Source organism: Carboxylicivirga sp. M1479, from assembly GCF_007097485.1.
Taxonomy (GTDB): domain Bacteria; phylum Bacteroidota; class Bacteroidia; order Bacteroidales; family Marinilabiliaceae; genus Carboxylicivirga.
Window position 1 is genome coordinate 1 of sequence record NZ_VKDE01000044.1, and the last position, 20,417, is coordinate 20,417.

General features: G+C 36.6%; 19 protein-coding genes. 8 read left to right on the forward strand and 11 right to left on the reverse strand.

Going from position 1 to position 20,417, the window contains the following annotated elements; genetic code table 11:
* Window positions 1-277 precede the first annotated feature (277 nt).
* On the forward strand, window positions 278-1,663 hold the full coding sequence (locus FNN09_RS19630; protein ID WP_143304195.1) for a sensor histidine kinase KdpD: 1,386 nt from the start codon (window positions 278-280) through the stop codon (window positions 1,661-1,663).
* Here FNN09_RS19630 and FNN09_RS19635 read toward each other — a convergent pair whose 3' ends face one another.
* Both FNN09_RS19635 and tsaE read right to left on the reverse strand, forming a co-directional pair.
* Window positions 1,664-2,881: an alanine dehydrogenase gene (locus FNN09_RS19635; protein WP_255434199.1), complete on the reverse strand. Its 1,218-nt coding sequence runs from the start codon at window positions 2,879-2,881 to the stop codon at window positions 1,664-1,666.
* 67 nt (window positions 2,882-2,948) lie between these two features.
* Entirely contained in the window at window positions 2,949-3,371 is a 423-nt protein-coding gene (gene tsaE, locus FNN09_RS19640; RefSeq protein ID WP_143304196.1) for a tRNA (adenosine(37)-N6)-threonylcarbamoyltransferase complex ATPase subunit type 1 TsaE, read from the reverse strand.
* 333 nt (window positions 3,372-3,704) lie between these two features.
* Between tsaE and FNN09_RS19645 the strand changes: the two genes are divergently transcribed.
* Entirely contained in the window at window positions 3,705-6,404 is a 2,700-nt protein-coding gene (locus FNN09_RS19645; protein ID WP_143304197.1) for a hypothetical protein, read from the forward strand.
* Window positions 6,405-6,417: 13 nt separating this feature from the next.
* Here FNN09_RS19645 and FNN09_RS19650 read toward each other — a convergent pair whose 3' ends face one another.
* From FNN09_RS19650 to FNN09_RS19675, 6 genes are all read right to left on the reverse strand, one after another.
* Window positions 6,418-7,134: a glycoside hydrolase family 16 protein gene (locus FNN09_RS19650; RefSeq protein ID WP_143304198.1), complete on the reverse strand. Its 717-nt coding sequence runs from the start codon at window positions 7,132-7,134 to the stop codon at window positions 6,418-6,420.
* Between the two features lie 128 nt (window positions 7,135-7,262).
* A complete protein-coding gene (locus FNN09_RS19655) occupies window positions 7,263-7,679 on the reverse strand; it encodes a hemerythrin domain-containing protein (RefSeq protein WP_143304199.1) in 417 nt (138 codons plus the stop codon).
* A gap of 14 nt (window positions 7,680-7,693) precedes the next feature.
* A complete protein-coding gene (locus FNN09_RS19660; protein WP_143304200.1) occupies window positions 7,694-9,121 on the reverse strand; it encodes a glycosyltransferase in 1,428 nt (475 codons plus the stop codon).
* Between the two features lie 2 nt (window positions 9,122-9,123).
* Window positions 9,124-10,356, reverse strand: coding sequence for a hypothetical protein (locus tag FNN09_RS19665; RefSeq protein WP_143304201.1), 1,233 nt, complete (start codon window positions 10,354-10,356; stop codon window positions 9,124-9,126).
* 2 nt (window positions 10,357-10,358) lie between these two features.
* Entirely contained in the window at window positions 10,359-11,600 is a 1,242-nt protein-coding gene (locus FNN09_RS19670; RefSeq protein ID WP_143304202.1) for a YaiO family outer membrane beta-barrel protein, read from the reverse strand.
* A gap of 2 nt (window positions 11,601-11,602) precedes the next feature.
* Complete coding sequence (locus FNN09_RS19675) at window positions 11,603-11,965, reverse strand: response regulator (protein WP_143304203.1); 363 nt, start codon at window positions 11,963-11,965, stop codon at window positions 11,603-11,605.
* A 515-nt stretch (window positions 11,966-12,480) separates the two neighbouring features.
* Between FNN09_RS19675 and bla the strand changes: the two genes are divergently transcribed.
* From bla to FNN09_RS19705, 6 genes are all read left to right on the forward strand, one after another.
* On the forward strand, window positions 12,481-13,236 hold the full coding sequence (bla, locus tag FNN09_RS19680) for a subclass B1 metallo-beta-lactamase (RefSeq protein ID WP_143304204.1): 756 nt from the start codon (window positions 12,481-12,483) through the stop codon (window positions 13,234-13,236).
* A gap of 4 nt (window positions 13,237-13,240) precedes the next feature.
* Window positions 13,241-13,774 carry a DUF1697 domain-containing protein gene (locus tag FNN09_RS19685; protein WP_143304205.1) on the forward strand — a complete coding sequence of 178 codons (534 nt, stop codon included), beginning with the start codon at window positions 13,241-13,243 and terminating at the stop codon, window positions 13,772-13,774.
* 129 nt (window positions 13,775-13,903) lie between these two features.
* Entirely contained in the window at window positions 13,904-15,034 is a 1,131-nt protein-coding gene (locus tag FNN09_RS19690; protein WP_143304206.1) for an HlyD family secretion protein, read from the forward strand.
* Window positions 15,024-16,091, forward strand: coding sequence for an FUSC family protein (locus FNN09_RS19695; protein ID WP_143304207.1), 1,068 nt, complete (start codon window positions 15,024-15,026; stop codon window positions 16,089-16,091). The genes FNN09_RS19690 and FNN09_RS19695 overlap by 11 nt, the downstream gene beginning before the upstream one ends.
* The gene (locus tag FNN09_RS19700; protein ID WP_143304208.1) at window positions 16,092-17,465 is read left to right on the forward strand and encodes an efflux transporter outer membrane subunit; all 1,374 of its coding nucleotides are present in this window, start codon (window positions 16,092-16,094) and stop codon (window positions 17,463-17,465) included.
* 21 nt (window positions 17,466-17,486) lie between these two features.
* Window positions 17,487-18,554 carry an AI-2E family transporter gene (locus FNN09_RS19705; protein ID WP_143304209.1) on the forward strand — a complete coding sequence of 356 codons (1,068 nt, stop codon included), beginning with the start codon at window positions 17,487-17,489 and terminating at the stop codon, window positions 18,552-18,554.
* A gap of 60 nt (window positions 18,555-18,614) precedes the next feature.
* Here FNN09_RS19705 and FNN09_RS19710 read toward each other — a convergent pair whose 3' ends face one another.
* From FNN09_RS19710 to FNN09_RS19720, 3 genes are all read right to left on the reverse strand, one after another.
* Entirely contained in the window at window positions 18,615-18,863 is a 249-nt protein-coding gene (locus FNN09_RS19710) for a NifU family protein (protein WP_143304219.1), read from the reverse strand.
* A 12-nt stretch (window positions 18,864-18,875) separates the two neighbouring features.
* Window positions 18,876-19,982 carry an Mrp/NBP35 family ATP-binding protein gene (locus FNN09_RS19715; protein WP_143304210.1) on the reverse strand — a complete coding sequence of 369 codons (1,107 nt, stop codon included), beginning with the start codon at window positions 19,980-19,982 and terminating at the stop codon, window positions 18,876-18,878.
* A gap of 160 nt (window positions 19,983-20,142) precedes the next feature.
* A complete protein-coding gene (locus tag FNN09_RS19720; protein WP_255434200.1) occupies window positions 20,143-20,415 on the reverse strand; it encodes an MGMT family protein in 273 nt (90 codons plus the stop codon).
* Window positions 20,416-20,417: the final 2 nt, after the last annotated feature.

Here is a 20,417-nt window from a genome sequence, read left to right on the forward strand (position 1 = left end):
GAGAACTATTTACAGCGTCATTAAAAACAAAACACCATATCGTCAGGATTATATATGTCTTGATCCGAGAGAGAAAAATATTAATAGCTCCACTAATAAAGTGGCTTAAAAACTTGTAATTAATTAGAGTATATGAAACTATTGCTCTTAATTGCCTGACAAACTTTTAACAAGCGATTAAGGCAATTCAAAGTAAAAAAGATGTCTCTTTGTCAAAAAAACTTTAGCACTTTGTGCTTTTTGAGTATTTTAAAATCCTCATTAGTACACGAAACATATGAATTGGAAAAACCCATTCAAAAAAAATAACTCAATACTTAGTCGGTTCAAAAAAGTTGAACCGACTATTTATGATATTATAACACCCGTTAACCGCGATATTGGGCAACAATATTTTGAAACAGAAGCTCAGCAACTCTGCAAGCAAATTGGTGCTGATTATATAATAATTGGCCGCTACTCAGCCCTAAACAACAACATTGAATCATTAGCATTTACCGATGGAAAGAAAAGCTTAGCGGCTGTAACCTATAGCTTAGAAAACACACCATGCAATAATGTGATTGGCAAAAACACCTGTAAAATAACATCTGGTGCTTGGGAAAAATTCCCTAACGACAGCTTTTTGGCTGAAAAAAAGATAGAAGGCTACATTGGCATACCGCTCTTCAACTCTGGCTATCAGCCCAATGGCATTTTCATTGCTCTTTTCAACTCACCTATTAAGCAAGCTGAGGTAATAGAATCATTTGTTTACCTCTTCACGCCTCGTATGAGCAGTGAAATAGAGCACACCAAAGCGAAGGAAGAACTTAGCTTAAGAAATAAAGAGTTCGAAATAACTCACCTGGAACTAAAAAACAAAAACAATGAGCTTGACATCTCTTTAAATAAGTTAAACGAAGCACAGAAGAAATCGAAAGAGAATGATCACTTGAAATCGACATTCTTGGCCAACCTAAGCCATGAGATTAGAACACCAATGAACGTGATCTTAGGTTTCTCGGAATTATTAAGAACTGATGCGATAAGCAAGGAAGAAAGAGATGAATATATTGGCATTATCAATCTGAATGGACTCCAGCTTTTAAAAGTAATGGACAACCTCATCGACATCTCTAAGCTACAAACGCGATTGATTCAAGAGGGTCCTAAGTTATTTAAACTAAATGAACTTCTTGAAAATATGCTAATGCACTATATGCGCGAGGTAAAACTCATGCATAAACCCTTAAAGTTGTATTTAGAAAAAGGAATGGAAGATAATAACGATGAAATTATTACCGACCAGCAAGGCTTACTAAAAGTGCTTAATCATTTACTCGACAATGCAGTTAAATTTACAATGGACGGATGGATTAAATTCGGTTACTCAATTGTAGATGACAACTTACTGTTCTTTGTTAAAGACACAGGCTTAGGCATTCCTGATGGAAAAGAAGAGATTATTTTTGATATGTTCAGACAAGTCTCAACAACCCATTCTCGCGAATTTGGTGGAAATGGGCTAGGCTTAGCTATCTCGCAAAAATACATTGACACACTTGGAGGTGAAATATGGCTGGATAAAAGCTACACCAATGGTGCCCAATTTTGTTTCACCATCCCGTTTGAAAAAACAAATAGAATCAGCTCTGAAATTCCTAAAACCAATCTAATGTAATTAAAAGGCCGCCATTAGGAGGCCAATATCTTTATAAGGCATATTAAACCTACGACCAATAAGACTGTTGGTTAAAATACCTTTATACAAATACATACCATGGCTTAAGCCTAAATCCTCTTTTATTAAATGATTGATTCCGCCGGATTCTCCCAAACGCAGTAATATTGGTGCAAAAATATTACTCAAGGCAATAGAAGAGGTACGCGACACATGGGAAGCTACATTAGGTACACAATGATGAATAACACCATGTTTATTAAAAACAGGATGATCAAGATCTGTACATTTACTTGTTTCAAAACATCCTCCTTGATCCATGCTCAAATCAATGATAATGGTTCCTTTCTTCATTTGTGAAACTTGCTCATCTGTAACCATAAAAGACCTGCCTGTTTGTAGATATCGTAAACTACCCAATACTGCATCAGCACTTTGTAAGGCCTTTGTCAAAGCCTGAGGATGAAGCACTGAAGTAAAAATACGTTGACCGATATTACGCTCCATCTCGCGCAGACTATGGTAAGAGTTATCAAACACCTTAACAGATGCTCCCAAACCCAAAGCCGCTTTGGCAGCAAACTCACCAGCAGTTCCAGCTCCCAAAATAACTAATTCGGCAGGAGATATACCTGTAACACCACCCAACAACACACCCTTGCCGTTATGCGCCTTACTAAGGTATTCGCTGGCAATCATAACTGATGCCGTACCTTCAATTTCGCTCATACTTCGAATCACCGGATAACAACCGTTATCATCTTTCAATAATTCAAATGCAACGGCATTCAAACGCCTGTCGAGCATTTTCTGAATTGACTCGCGAGATTGATTATACAGATTCAAAAGGGATATAATCAACTGATTAGCCTCCACTTTATTCATCTCATCTTCAGTAAGTGCAGATACCTTTAGCACAATATCAGCTTTTAACACCTGCGTATTACCATTGACTACTTGAGCCCCACATTCGGCAAAATCATGATCGAAATAGTGCGCTTTATCCCCAGCGCCCGATTCAAAAATAACCGAATGACCATTGGCTACCAACAACTCTACACCTTGTGGTGTTAATGCCACCCTATTTTCAAAACGTGAACTTTCTTTTGGAATACCAATGGATAAGCTTTTTTTGCGTCGCCCCACCTCAAGCATCTCTTCTTGAGGAAGTAAGCCAGCTTGGCCCATTGGGAAATAAGAAGCTTTATCTCCCATCATAACAAGTCATTTTCCTTAATAACAAAGCATCAAGATAGGAAAAAAAAGCAAATTGGGGAAGATGTTTTTAACGCTTCTCAACTGTAATTTTTCGACTCCCATCTTCCAGCTCTTCTATAAAAAGCTCCAGACGCCCTTCTGGCAATAACGAAGCAATTTTCTCAGGCCACTCTATCATGCTATAGCAACCAGAGTACAAGTAATCCTCATAGCCCATGTCATAGGCCTCTTCCTCTTCCTTGAGTCGATAAAAATCAAAATGATAAACCGTTTCGTCTTCGAACGTTCGGTATTCATTTACGATGGCAAAACTTGGACTATTAACCGTGTCTTCCACTTTTAATTCTTGGCAAAGAGCTTTAACAAAGGTTGTTTTACCAACACCCATTGGCCCATAAAAAGCCAAAACTCTTTCATCTTTATAGTTGGCTAGAAACTCTGCCGCTACGGCTCCGATATTATCCAGCGAGTCAATATGAAAAGTATCCATCTTATTAATTAATTACAACGCAAAAATAATGCATGACTTGGAAATAGCATCAACGAAAGACAAAATATTAGCGTGAGACCTTAGTTTTCTTAACTCTTTACAGATAGTATCTTTTAAGCAAACCATAATTCTTTACTATTAAACAAATCTGTTTATTCAAGCCAATATAACGTACAACACTAACCATTATACAATTTTAATTAACCAGAAGGAATTTTCGTAAAAAGACATCATCCATTCATAAAAGATTATCAACGAAACAACATTTTATAGATACTTTAGTTTACTTTTAAACAAATAAGATCTATTCAGACACTTTTCAATATTTACACAATGAATGTACGGACATATAATTTATCTTTTCTACTATCTAGTCTATTATTTCTTGTTACAAGTGGTCTATTCGGTCAGAATTTTAATGGTCAAATTACTTATAAAAATGGCTCACCATGTACTAATGCAAAAATTGAAATTTATAATAACATAACACCTGATGATATCTTTAGTACTACAAGTGATACAAATGGCAACTATAAAATCGAGCAATCGAACAAGCAATCTCAAACTATTAAATACGCTTATGTAGTTGTTGATTGGACTTCAAAAATAATGAACATCAATATAGCCTTACGAGCATCAAGCCAAGTAAGACTTGCATTATATGACATAAGTGGAAAAGAAACAGCACTAATCATCAATAAAAGTTTTGGTGCTGGCGTTCATCAATTTTCATTCAACTGTTCAAACATTAGACACTTCCTCGAAAACAAAATCTACCTTGTTAATTTCGCTATTGGGAACGATAACAGAAGCTCCAAACTAATCCAGTTCGTTACACAGCGCATAGACTTTTATATTGAAGAATCTGACGTTAACGATCTAAGCTCAACCAACTACAACAATTCTCACTACACAGCACGTATCAGCGGCAAGGATTTCGAAACGCACATTGTTAGAAACCTAACCATCGAGAAAGAGAATCAAGACTTTGTGATTGACAGAAATACAATTTTGCCCTTTAAATGTGGCGATAAATTCATTGAGCAATATAATGGAAACGACTATGCCCCATTTTACATTAAAGGAATCAACCTTGGTGCAGCCATACCTGGAACAAGCCCAGCCGAAATGGCTCCGTCGAAGGAATTATATAGTAAATGGTTCAAGATGATGGCAAATGCAGGTTACAATACAATTAGAATATACACAATACATTATCCTCGCTTTTATGAGGCTTTAAAAGAGTTCAATGAAAAAAACCAAGGCACTCCTCTATACCTAATGCCAGGTGCCTGGCTTGATGAGGAGTACGAAAAACCTTCTGACTTTTACACCAGCGAAGTATGGTTTGTAAGAGATATTAATGAAAGTATCGAATTTGAAAAGATGCCACTTAAAGATTATTTCGACGAGCGAATAAAGGAGGTTATTGACGTAGTACATGGTAATGCTAATCTGCCTGAAAGGTGGGGATGGGCGTCAGGAAAATACACCGCTGATGTGTCGCCTTGGGTTATTGGCTATATCATTGGTAGAGAAATCGCACCTAGCGAAGTTATAGGTACCGATTTAGCAAATCCTGATATAAGCTCATACAGTGGTACAAGATTCAGTATTGAAAATTCAACACCCACAGAAGCTTGGGCTACTGAAAGGCTAGACATTGCACTAAATTATGAGCAAAGTCAATATGGACAACAACATCCAATGAGCTTTTCCAGCTGGCCAACACTGGATCCAATGACACACCCGACAGAAACTGGCGATGAAGACATTACGCACATAGACCTAAATCAAATCAACGAAGACAATGCTCCAGCAGGCTATTTTGCAAGCTACCATGCTTATCCATATTTTCCTGATTTCATTTCCTGTGACCCTGATTACCAAAATTACTATGACAATGAGGGCTCCAATAGCTACTTTGGCTATTTGAACCATTTAAAAGAACATTACGACAACAGACCTCTCATTATTGCAGAATTTGGCATGCCCAACGGCTGGGGAGTTGTAAGGTATACATCTAATGGCATGCATCAGGGGGGTGCCAATGAAGAAGAGCAAGCAAAACATACTATTAGAATGATGCATAATATAAAAGAGGCTGGCTGCGGTGGTGGAATGCAGTTTGCATGGATCGATGAATGGTTTAAAGTAACTTGGATATATCAGGAAAATGTAAATCCACACACTCGACTACATTGGCATAACCTATACAATCCTGAACAAAACTTTGGGATGGTAACATATATTCCCGAAGAGGCAGATTATTCAGACTACCATCAGAAATCCAATTCTATGAACATTGAATCTATTGCATTAGATGCTGATATAGAAGGATTCTATATCAAACTGAAATTAAAAGAAGAACTTAAGGACACCGATACTCTTTGGCTTGCATTGGACACCTACGACAAGAATAAGGGAGAGTCCATTCTTCCAAACAAGCAAACAACTGATAATAGAGCAGAATTTTGTGTTAGGCTTATTAAGAATAACGCAAACCTCTTTGTTACGAAAGCATACGACATGTTTGGCATTGGACTTGAAGGCTACCCCATAGAGGGGCAACATTTTTATTCAACCGTTAGTAATGCTTTAGGCTGGAACAAAGTAATGTGGCGAAATAAACAAGAGGACGATTATTGTGCGGGTAGTGAATTTGATGCAAGCAGTTTAAAAATTAGGGATCATAAAAAACCAATAAGAGGAGATGCTGTAATAATTGATAAAAAAGAGTATACTTTTAAACTTCCATGGGCTATAATTAATTTTAATAATCCAGCTCAAATGGAAGTTATGCATATTACAGATTATGAACCAAGACGAGGAACTGGTAAAAACAACAAGCAAGTGGAGGTTTCTGATGGAATTTCTGTTACTGCCATACTTGGCAATTCGAAATTAACTACCCAAAGGTTTACGTGGGACAAGTGGAACTCCGACTCAATGCCAGTAACTAAAGAACATGTTAAAACATCTTTTTACATAATCAAGGAGTCATTAAAAGAATTTGAAACCTACGTAAAGTAACTATTGCAATTGCTCAAAGTTCAGTATAGTCAAAAGAAGTAATGATTACATCAAAAGGATTTAACCTATTGGTAACAGAATCTATCAACCAAAGATTCATTCTAAACCTTAATTGACGAGGTTCAAAAGTGGTAGGTCGTACAAAAGTACTCTTATAAATTAAACGTCTGTCATCAAGCCAAGAACTACTTACAGTAATACTATCTGAATTAATTAGAAATGTAAGTTTCGTTTCTTGTTTTAAAAATGATAAATCAAAGCGTTTTACACATAAGCTCGTATCATTATAAACAACATACTGGGCATTCATACTTTCTGCTTTATTCCACTTCGACAGCTCAAAATCCACCTCATTATACGATGGAGCATTTTTTTTATCATATAAAAACAAACCCAAAACCAAATTAGATGGCATTTTTGCTCTGGAGCAATAAAATGACACTTCATATTTACCCTCTTTGAGAATGGAGTCTGTACTAATTTCGGCGCAAGACCATGCACCTTTATGCCGCTTTACTTTTAGATGAAGACGGCCTTTTTTATCAATGATTACATTATTTTTATGTAATCCAAAATAGTTCGGACCAGGACCAACTTTAGAATACTGTTCTTTCTTATGCCACAAAAAGCCACTAAATTCAATTATGGACTCCTTTGAAAAAGACTTTTGGCATTTTATTTCATCAAAAATTAATAGAACGATAATAAAGAGACAATACCTTGGAAGCATTAAAAATTTGTTTTGTACAACTTTGATAATCACATTAATGATTATAGCAGTTTTAACATCATTATTAATCTAAATTATATTCACATTTATTATTAAAGTACACCCCACGGATATAAAAAAACCACATATTACACTTCACTATCACTACAAGTATCTACCTTATTGCCATGCTCAGTAATCATTTCAATAAGTTGAGCATGCTCAGCCTGTATATGCGATACCAACCACTTTTTCATAAATAGAAATAAACGAGGTCCAAGAGTTGTGTTTTTGATACGGTAATCTAGTTGAAATTGCCTCAACTCTTGAATAAAAAAATGATGATGAGCCTGATGTTGCTTGGCATGAGCATAAGAAATATCTTTCATAATAACCTCTTCAGCCTCAAAACAAACAGTGTATTTATCTAAATAACGTAATGTTGATTCAATAAGCTTGTCTGATTCAGAATTTAAAGCAAAATCATCTAATATCTTTATAAATCCCTTAGTCTGTACTTCTATCGACACCAAAGCTACCCTATCTATTGAATTACTATTTGTCATCTTTGTTATTAAAGTTAAGGTTTAAATCCTTTATGGCTCATTATTCCCCATCCTTTTTTTCTACGCCTAATAAAAAAATCGTAGTTCCCTGCTAGTGCAAAAAACACATTTAAGGGATGGAATACAAGTATCTCAAGTATCGATATGAAAAATATTTTGAACATAAAACCAATTCCCTTATACCTGTCATATAGATATTTTTCATAAAAAACAGCAAAGGCAGAGTAAAGTACTGAAAATGCTAATACAAACAGAGTAAAAAGAATGACAAACTTAATGTTTACGCGCCCCATGGTAATCATTATAAAAAAATAGCATACCCCTATAAACTCAAGTATCGGACCTAACCATTCAAAGAACACCCAAAAAGGAAATGCAACCATTCCGATCCGTCCATACTTGGGATTAGCAAACATTTTACGATGCTTTGACAATGAATCAATTAATCCTCTTGCCCACCTATTACGCTGACGATATAAGACACGAATATTATCTGGCACTTCTGTCCAACACAGTGGCTCTGGAATGAAAGCAATACGATAAGGTACTTTTTCAACCTCATGCATATACTTACGCATACGAATGACCAACTCTAAGTCTTCTCCTACAGTGGAGGTGTCGTAACCACCTACCTTTTGCACTAGCTCACGGTCAAATAAACCAAAAGCACCTGATATAATTAACAAACCATTGATTTTACTCCAAGCCATCCTACTAAGAATAAAAGCCCTAAAATATTCTAATATTTGAAATTGAGCCCAAATATTTTTCGGAAAAACAACTTCAGTGAGTTGTCCATTCTCAACTTTACACGAGTTAGCAACACGAATTACACCTCCAGATGCAATTACTTTTTTCATTCCATACTCCTCAAGAAATGGTTTAATCATACGATATAGTGCATCTGGCTCAATTATGCAATCAACATCAATACCAAGAAAATAGTTAGAGCGTGAAATATTGATTCCTGCATTTAACGAATCTCCTTTTCCATTATTTTCTTTATCGACAATAATAAGATTAGCATAACTCGAATCAGTTGACTTATAAACACCTCGCACTTTGGCGGTTTTAAGCAAGTGCTCATAGGCATACTCTACTTCTACCAGTCTATATTCCTTTATCAACAATTCAAGACTAGCATCTGTACTACCATCATTCACTACAATAACCTCTAATTCAGTATAATGAAGAGAAAGCAAACTTCTTACATTTTGGATAATACTTTTTTCTTCATTGTAGCAAGGTGCAATAATTGAAATTGAAGGTAACACTTTAAAATTGGCAATCTTACTAAAATCAAAATGTTTATTTCTACGTGTATAGTTCTTTAATTCAAAGCTTGATATAATACCAATAAGTAAATACGATATAAACAATACAGAGCCGTATATAAGAAAAAAGGCGTTAAACCCAGTATGTAAATTACTTTCCCAATCCATAATTAAACACTTATATGTATATCTGCAACCTCTTTTAAAACGACTTTTATTTCCAAATCATCACTCGCATAGAACATACTGATCCGATTAAATTGTTCCTTAAACAAAATCCGCATCGCTTCCAACTTCACCCTTATTGTTCCTTTTTCAACTGCCTTCTCCAGCATATCATACAATCTGTCATTTCGGATGCCATAAACGTTTCGTAGAATCATTAATTGAATACGTTCTTGCTCCTGAAAGAATCGGTCAATAATAATATCTGCCGCTTCATCTTTTGGCACCAAGTTTAGAAAGGCATCCCATGCTAAATAATTTATCGCATATTCTTCATGCCCTATGTAATTTAGAATCAATATTAAGCTTTTACGTTCTTTATCGTACCTATATTTGGACAAGAGCAAACCAACAATAATCTTTCTCTTCATTGGCGACGCTAAAAAATCATGATAATCAATATTCATCTTGAAATTCTTGATAACAGCGCTAACTATGAAATTAATATCCAACAACGATAAGTCATGACTATCTCCAATAAATTCAGCCAGTTTATTATCTCCTTCAACCATACGAATCAAGGCAGCATAAGCATCACTCCTAAGTGCAAAATTTTTTGATTTTGAATATTTGAATATCTGGTCGATATAACGCTGTTCTTTAATCCTTAAATAAGACACAAATCGCATACCCAATATACGATCGCTTGTATTATAGGAATACAAAAACCTTACAATGGCCTTTTCTACATTGAGCTCCTTAATTAGCTCCTTAAAAGCCTCACTATGATTTTCGGCCACTGCTTCTTGAACCTTGGTAATGGATTTTATAAAAGCTTCGGTACGTAGTTTCTGGCTACCTATTTTTCTCACCCGATCGATTAAAGTTCTACGTTCGGAAACATTCTTATATTTATCTGCGTATAAATATTCTACTATAATATTAACATAGATGTTGGTTAAACGGGGAATAAGCATGGTTACCCAAGCTCGTCTATAAGTAATGTAACTACCGACCAATACAAAGCCCAAAACACCCCCTACACAAATAAAAATAAAATAGCCTACTAAAATTGTCCACCATTCATGTTGAATGAACGGATTGATATATACCTTTTCTTTAATTGAAACACTTGGTAAATATAAAATATACAATATCAATAAGGGCAAAAGCGTAACGAGTACTCTTACAGCCCACTTACTATATTCTACCAACTGTAGTCCTAATACTTGCCTCATATTTAAAAGCGACGCTTAAATAAAATATCAAAAATAAATCTATCCCTAAAAAGACCTGTCTTTATCTCTTCATGCCCATAACCAGCCGAAACTCTCAACTCATTCACTTTACCCAACGACATATTCCTCTCTAATCGTAAACGATAAGCATCATGCCATTCATTATTTTTCCCAATAGAATAAAAATATAGATCATCAGGAGAGTTGCCATAACTCAATTCCATTCCCCAATAGTTTATTGGGTTATTGTCATAAAGGCGTGCTTTTAATAGGCCTGTAAAATTATATCCCCCATCCTTAATAGCGACATAAGGTCTGGCCGAAATCCACCAATTAGCAATGTATTTGGATATAGACCCAGTTGTAACGACTGCATCTTCATCTGGAAACACTAAATAACGAACTCCCAAACTTGCTTCATTGCCTTTTCCAAATGGCAGATAGTACTCAAAGCCAATTTTATGGTTTGCAAATAGGCTATTTCCAAAGCCAAATCCATAATTTGCGTAGAAATAATTTCCATTATCAAAGTTATGATACCAATCTACCTCTGGTTGAAAGTCCTGTAGATCAAATCTATTAGCATAATTTAATCGTAAAATCCAGATTTCTCGTTTATTATTCAAACCATACTCCACATACCCTAGATGCTGGGGGTCAATTGACTCTTGATCAAATACTTCAAGTTTATAATAAAGAGAAATCACATTGGATTTATCCAAATTCATCAAGCTCTTGTATAAATCAATAACGTCAGCAGAATCTAATAAATTAGATTGTTGATTAATAGCACGTATACCTCCTGAATATTGCTTTAAGCCTTTATAAGCCAATGCCTCTTTCATAGTTAAATTATGCTGATTCCCGTACTGATTATCTACGGCGATCTTTACTGTTTTTAAGAGTTGTACATATTCTTTATTCCAAAGCAATACATTTAGCCATGTAGTGTACAAATCTTCATTCGCTGGAGAAGCAGTATACACTTCTTGAATGATTCTTTTCGACTCACTGTATTCCGATTGCCACGCATATACATTTGCAATAAATAAGCGCACATCATTACGAGATGAATCAGCAACTACCACTATACTTGCCTTATCTATTGCTTCAGAATACTCCTTTACTCTGGCATGGTCTATAGCTACATTAAATAAGGAATCACAGTTGATCTGCGAATTACAATTTAATGCAAGTAGAAACAATGCTCCCAATAGTAGTATATGTTTTTTAAATCGTTTCATTTTTATGCATTACTATTTAACAACTGCACCTCGTCCATTAAGTCACTAGGCACAAATGGCTTTATTATAACCTTATTAGCTCCTACTTCCAATGCTCTAACCTCATCAAGCTCATTAATTGTAAAATAAAAAATGGGTGTTAGTATATTTTTTTTATTCCTTAGAAATGACAACAGTTCAAATGGGGCAGTTCCAGCAATAAACTTATCCAACAAAATAACATCATAGACGCTATTCTCGGACATTAGTTTGACTTCATTAAAACTACGACTTTTGGTATACTTAACTTTTCCGAACCGATTAATTAACAATCGATGAATTATTGTAATAAAAACTTGATCCTCAGAAATAATATGAACAGTCATTAACCTTTTGTTATTTTAATAATACAAAAGTAATTAACTAGCACCACAACTCGCCAATCATTACCCTTGCATTTTATAGAAGGACAGTAATTATGGACTAATAGACTAATTCCAATGATTAAAACATCAATTTAATTAACATAAATACACCTCCAAGCACAACCTTTTATGTAAAAAAAATCTGCAGTAGATAGTAAATCTTACTTTCTGCGCTTAAAGGTTGAATGCTCGCGCTAGACAAGAACTTAAACGTAGGACATTACAGGCGAGAAATCAAAACCATATCACAGGAAAGCGAATCCGCTGCAAAATTACACTCAATACCATTATGATACTAATACATACGCCTAAGCAAGCTACATGTACTAGCAGATTATTTGGATGCATATCTGCAATCAATTTATCGCCTTGCCTGTTATTGACATCCGACAAAAACATGGTAACTTTATTAAAAACATTGATCATTTGATAATTCCTATTGTTTCAGATTGTAGGAATCAACAAAAAATTGCGCCATGAAAAAAAGCATTCTCGCCCTTTTCACATTATTGGTGTTCTCAACTATATTAAGGGCACAAACAGACACCATTCATATCAATAAGGATTTACAGTTAATCCATTTGCAAGACTCAATATACATTCATCAATCATGGGTTAATTCTCAAGAATACGGTCGTTTTTCATGCAATGGTCTGCTAATTATAAGAAAGGGCGAAGCTGTTATGATTGACAGCCCCATGAGCAACGAACAAACTAAACAGTTGTGTGAATTTCTGGACCTTATTTTTCAGGTAAAAATTAAGGCGCACATAGCCAGCCATTACCACCAAGATTGCATCGGTGGATTAGATTACCTACACAGCATCAGTGCAAAATCATTGGCTTGCCAAGCAACTATTGATAAATGTATGGCAGAAGGAATTACCGCTCCAACAATCGGTTTTGATACAGAGTACGACTGCCAATTTAACAATGAGCCCATTGAATGTCGTTTTTTTGGTGTTGGCCATTCCTTTGACAACATTACTATTTGGCTTCCCAACCAGCGGCTATTATTTGGAGGATGTATGGTAAAGTCTGCTTCATCAAAAGGTCTAGGAAATCTTGCCGATGCTTCGGTAGAAGAATGGGACATAACATTAGAGAAGGTCCAGTATGCCTATCCTGAGGCTAACATTATTGTACCAGGCCATGGTAATTGGGGAGGCTTAGAAATAATTAATCACACAATTGATTTGATAAAAAGCTATCAAATTCAGAAGAATAAATAAAGTGATGATACAATACGTAGCTCTACTTAGAGGCATTAATGTTGGAGGCAAACGCAAGTTATTGATGAAAGACTTGAAACAGCTTTTTATTAAACTAGGATTTCGCAATATCATTACGTACATACAAAGCGGAAATGTAATTTTTGAATACAAAGCAACTAGCAACTCTACCTTGGAAACAAGCATTAGCGAAGCAATAAGTGAACAGTTCGACTATGATGTTCCTGTAATTGTTAGAAACAAAAAAGAATGGAATGGCTTAACACAAAGCAATCCGTTTATAAGGGAAGATATAAACAAACTGCACCTCATTCTTCTTCAGGATAGTCCACCACAGGAAAGCATCAGTATGCTCAATAAGATGAAATCGCCCAATGATCAATTCGTAATTGGCAATCAACATATTTACCTGCTTTGCCATGGGCCTTTTCATAAAACTAAATTCACCAACACCAGCATTGAAAAGCACCTCAAGCTTAGTGCAACTACCCGTAATTGGAAAACAATTTCCAAAATTAACGGTTTGATGAGTAAATAAAGCCCAATAGCTTAAGACTGTTAAGTTACATTCTTTATATTTACAAGAACTAACCAAGCCTACTGCCAATCAACTGCTTACTATAATTCTAAGCAATTGATTAGTTGGCTATCATACGACACATCATCTATGACTGATAATTCGCAGGAGACCAACAAAGAATCAACAGGGAAAAATAATAAACAAAAATCATCTAACCAATCTGTGGTATGGATGAGTCGCATTGTATTTCTCCTCGCCTTTATCATATTTGTATGGTATTTATTGGCCGAAAGAAGAACCCCTTACACCGATCAAGCCAGAGTAACGGAATTGATAATTCCTATTACACCACGTGTTTCAGGACACATTACAAAAGTTCATATTCAACTAAACAGCGCAGTTGAAGAGCATGATCGCCTTTTTGAAATTGACAAGGCACCTTTTGAACTAGCTTTGCAAAAAGCAAAAGCCAACCTGGATAACATTACCCAGCAACTTGGTGCACAGGATGCAGGAATAGAAGCATCGGCCAGTAGCGTTGGTATTGCCAGAGCACAACTCGACCGAGCCCAACGAAACTATGATCGCACTCAACGAATTTTAGAAAAAAACCCTGATGCCGTTTCTCAAGCCGATATTGATAGAGTTGAAACATCTCTGGATCAGGCCAAGGAAAAACACTTATCTGCTAAAGCCAACCTGAAAAAAGCGAAAGAACAGATGGGCGTAAATGGGCCTGAAAACCCTCAACTCAGATTAGCTATAGCCGAATTAGAAAAAGCACAACTGGATATAAATTACACAACCATTTACGCCTCCGATCGAGGTTACATAGAAAGCTTTAATATTGACAAGGGTTACTACGCCATGTCTGGTCAACCTTTAGCAACTTTGGTATCGAAGAGTGATATTTGGATACAAGCTGATTTTAGAGAGAATAGCCTATCGAACATGAAAATTGGCAACAAAGTGAAATTTATTTTAGATGTAGCACCTGGTGAAATATTTGAAGGTACTGTTCGAAGCATTGGTGTTGGAGTTGACACGGGCAATTCAGTCAACAGAGGCAGTCTGCCAAGCATACAAAGTTCAAGCACCTGGTTGCGTGACCCTCAACGCTTTCCAGTAACAATAAAGATTAATGATGAAAAAGCAATTGCCTTATGCCGAGCAGGCGGTCAAGCTGATGTATCGGTTTATACAGGAGATTCATGGCTACTAAACACCATTGCCAACATTAGAATAGGCATTAACACTTATCTATCCTATGTCCGATAGCGTTAAGCAAATATCATCTTCATGCATCCAAACAAGCTTGGACAGAGCTGCTTTGCGTTATGCTTTTGGCTCCGTAGGCATAATGGGTATTGCCATGGCTTATGCCTGGAATTTATCATTTCTAACCCCTATCCTGGCACTTTCATTTTTAGCTCCCAACAGTACAGTCCCAAGCTTTAAGCAAGGTTTGTCATTTATTCTACTCATTGCCACAACAACGTTTCTGGGCTTCATTTTTTCAAAATACTTCTTGGATAAGGAATTGGTTTTTATCCCCATATTAGCTTTGGTACTTTTTTATACCTATTACACAAACAAGCTGAAGGCACCTATTAAAACCTTTATGCTTATTTCATTTTTATTACTCCCAGTACTTAGTATGCAACACATCGCCATTGCCTACTCATTTAACATTTACTTTATAATTGGCGCTACACTAACAATTATTTTTGTTCGAATAGTTTACTTTTTAATACCAGACAAAGTAGAAACAGAGGCTGGTAACAAACCACAAGCAAACCAGACCAAAGAGATTGATGACATGCAATTGACCAATGCAATACAGGCTTTTATAGTTGTATTTCCAGTAGTATTATTCTTTTTCTATTTCAATTGGAACGATGCTCTCATCATTCTCATGTTCATTGGCATATTATCCATAAACTCAACATTTAACGCTAAAGCTGGTTTTGCCCTATTAGTGGGCAACCTTTTAGGTGGGCTAATGGCAATAATCGCATACGAACTGCTAGTTATGGTGCCCCATTTTATATTTTTCATCCTACTAATTTTAGGTGTTGCCTTACTGTTATCTACTAAGATATTTTCAACTCAAAAAACAGCACCGCTTTATGGGATGGCCTATTCAACATTCTTATTAATCCTAGGCCAATCTACCACCAGCACCAGCAATGCAGGACAGAAAGTATGGATGCGAGTGATCATGATAATGGCAGCTGTACTTTATGTTGTAATTGCTTTAAAAGTGATTGAAGCATATAAAGAAAGACGAAGTAGCAAAATACAAGCGAACACCTCAAAATTGAAAACTAATTAAATGAAATACTATCTATACATACCACTGCTACTTATGGTTTTGTTTTCATCATGTAAGATGGGGCGCGATTTTGAGGCTCCTCAATTCGAAACGACATCAAAGTATCGATTCTCTAATGAAGAACTTGAGTCGGCAGTAAATTTAAAGTGGTGGGATCTGTTTAAGGATCCAACATTAGATTCGTTAATACGCATTGCATTAGCAAACAACCAAGACATACGAATGGCAGCGGTTCGCATTGAAGCTGCAAAAACAAATATTGGCTACACAAAAGCTGACCAACTACCCTCTTTCACATATGGAGCAGGCGTAAATGGATCAGGCCTATCAGGTAATAATCAAAGTAGTTTTCATATTTACCCTGAGTTATCCTGGGAAGTTGGTTTTTGGGGTAAATACCGTCGCCTGAACGAGGCAGCACAAGCCGATTATCTCTCAAGCCAATACGCAGCTCAAACTGTAGAGCTGGGGTTAATATCCGCACTTGTTTCGACCTATTACAATATATTGGCCAATACCGACCTACTTCAAATAGCTACCAGCACTTTAGAATCGCGAGACAATGGTTTGGTTATTATGCGTGACAAGTACGAAGGTGGTTTAATTTCAAAAATGGACTACAATCAGGCACAAATACAACGCGACGTAGCCGCAACAGTTGTACCTCGTTACAAGCGCTTAATTGCTGTTAACGAAACTGCTTTAAGCCTGTTACTAGGAAGTCAACCAATGGAAATTACCCAAGGAATTGCTTTTCACGAACACCAATACGAATTGGATATTCCCACTGGCATACCATCTGAACTATTAACCAGAAGACCTGACATACAAACGAGCCAGGCTATACTACATTCAAAAACTGCCAAAATAGGCGTGGCAGAAGCTTTACGATGGCCCTCATTCAACATAACAGGCATGTTAGGTGCAGCCAGTTCTGACCTTACTGATTTCACAAGCATGGGAGTCACTTGGTCGGCAGGGGGAAACCTTTTTGGTCCATTATTTCAGTTTGGAAAGAATAAAGACAGAGTAACACTCGCTGAAAAAGAAGCTGAATTGGCTTATTTACAATATGAGCAAACAGTTATTGGCGCTTTTAAAGAAGTAGAAGATGCCCTAATTAAAATTGACACTTATAAAGAAGAACTAATTGCCCAAGAGTCAAGAACTGAAACCTCTGTTGAATCAGAAGAACTTTCTCACATAAGGTACGATGAGGGCTCAACCACATATTTAGAGGTTCTAGAACAACAGCGACAAGCCTTTTCGGCACAACTGGATTTATTATCGAATCGATTAAATTTAATAAATTCATACATCTTGCTTTACAAAGCCCTCGGAGGAGGTTGGCAAGTTGACACCAATAATCAATAATTTAACCTAAATATTAAAACTATGGACAACGAAAAGAAAACAGACGAAACATTTATGCAAAGAGCCGTTGGCGCATCTTTACGCATCAGTTTTATAGCCTTACTCTTTGTCATGAGTTTTTGGATTCTGAAACCATTCCTAGCTCCCGTTTTGTGGGGTATTATTTTTGCGGTTGGCATCTATCCTCTCCACCAAAAAATGTCGAAATGGTTTGGACACAAAGAAAAATTGGCGGCTACAATGATCACAGTTATTGGCATCACCATCATTGTTGTGCCAATTGTTTTATTTGCCAGCTCAACAGTCGAATCGGTTAGCTACACTGTTGAAAGTATTCAAGATGGCTCCCTAAAAGTGAGTCCGCCGCAAGAATCGGTTAAAGAGTGGCCTCTTATTGGAGATAAAGTACATGCTTTATGGACAGATGCAGCCAATAACTTAACTAATCTGCTTAAGAAATTCGAACCTCAGCTTCGTACGATGATACCTAAGTTAACTTCGGCGGTAGCAGGTTTAGCAGGTAGCGTATTAATGTTTATCATCTCGCTTGTTATTGCAGGAACCTTATTACTATTTGCAGAACCAGGTAAAATACTGGCCAATAAAATATTTCGAACGCTGGTAGGCGAAAATGGAAATAATTTTACAGAATTATCCATTGCCACTGTGCGTAGTGTTGTGCAAGGAGTAATTGGCATTGCAGCTATACAAACCGTATTTTTAAGTATCGGATTCTTTATGATTGATTTGCCTGCAGCAGGTGTCTTTTCTATAGTAGTACTAATTTTAGCCATTGTACAACTGCCTCCTACAATTATTGTTCTTCCATTAATCATTTATGTATTTAGCTATGCAGGAACCACACCTGCCATCGTATTTGCTGTATGGTCAATTTTCTGGAGTATTGCTGACACCTTTTTAAAGCCATTGATGCTAGGTAAAGGCGTTGATGTACCAATGCTAGTGATATTATTAGGTGCTATTGGCGGTATGATTTTGGGCGGACCCGTTGGACTATTCGTTGGCTCAGTTGTTTTAGCCTTATCGTATAAAATACTAATGGCTATGTTGGATAGCAGTGAGGTATAAAAAACAAAAAAGCAGAAATCACACGCGTTGATTTCTGCTTTTTTTGTATTGTTTAGATTTTTAACCTTCCACAGCAATAACTTCCGTTATTTGGGGAACAGACTTTTTCACAACCATCTCCACCCCACCTTTGAGCGTTTGCATACTCAAGGGACAACCATCACAAGAACCTTCAAGACGAACTTTAACAATAAAGTCATCCGTCACTTCCACAAGACTTATATCGCCTCCATCACCTTTTAGGTAGGGACGAATCTCCTCTAATGCAGCTTCAACTTGCTGAACGATATGCATTTTTCCTTCTCCCATTATTGTCAATTCTTATTTCTTAATTTCTACAATTTTAGTCTCTGGCATTTTGGCATTACGTTGTTCTACCCTTTCAACAACTTTCTGGGCTAAATCGGCAAATGCCAAACCTGTTACCGAAGCTTCATTTAAAGCAGCGGGCTCGCCTGCATCGGCTCCTTCACGTATACTTTGAACCAATGGAATTTGACCCAACATAGGAATCCCCATTTTATTGGATAGCTTAGCACCTCCGTCTTTACCAAAAATATAGTACTTATTATCTGGCAATTCAGCTGGTGTAAACCAAGCCATATTTTCAACCAAGCCTAGTACAGGCACCTGAATGTTTTTACTTTGGAACATACTTACGCCTTTAACAGCATCGGCCAAAGCAACATTTTGAGGTGTTGAAACAATTACTGCACCTGTTATACTAATCGTTTGAACAATCGTTAAGTGTATATCACTCGTACCAGGAGGCAGGTCGATTAATAAATAATCTAATTCGCCCCAGTTACCATCGTTAATCAGTTGTTTTATGGCATTGGTTGCCATTGAACCGCGCCATATTAAAGCATCGTCGGGATTAACAAAATAGCCAATACTCAACATCTTTACGCCATATTTTTCAACAGGAATAATTCTGTCTTTGCCATTAACCTTTTCTAGAACAGGACGAGCATCTTCAGTTTGAAACATGATGGGTACCGATGGCCCAAAAATATCGGCATCCAACAAACCTACGGAGTAACCAGCCTTTGCCAAAGCAACCGCTAAATTTGACGTCACGGTTGATTTTCCTACACCACCTTTACCAGATGCTACCGCAATTATATTTTTTACCTCAGGCAGGGACTTTGTCGCCACTGGCTTTTCTTTTGGCTTTACCTTCACATAGATATTTCCCTCAATTTCCGCCGCCTCATCAACATAGGTTTTTATAGCCTGAACACAAGCCTTTTTTAACGAAGCAACCATGGGATCATTAGCTCGGTCAAACAAAAGACTGAAGCTTATTCGCTTTCCATCAATTCGCAGGTCATCTTCAACCATACCAAGCGATATAATATCTTTACCTTTACCAGGATGAACCACATGTTTTAGGGCATCCAATATGAGATTAGGATAGTATTCCATTCTTATCTTTATTTAAACCTTGTAAAAATTAGATCCAAAGGTATAAAAAAAAGAGAAACTCGCTTGCTCTCTTTTATGCTATTCAATTCTCTTTAATTAAAGCTCCAATACTGGATCCCAAAATACTGATTCAAAATTGATTATCTGGTTATCAACCACCTCAACACCTTCGTTTTGAAGCAACTCTTTCATAGTTTCTCCACCGGGGAAATGATGCTTGCCAGTTAAAAGCCCTTTTACTATTAACAACCCGATGCGCAGGTACAAAGCGATGCCAGCTACTACATTTATTCATGGCCCAACCAACCATTCGAGCACCTCTTGCGCTTCCAATGTACTTGGCAATGGCACCATAACTGGTAACACGACCATGCGGTATCAATTCTGCTACCAAATATACACGTTCAAAAAAATCTGATTCTTTTTTCGGCATCG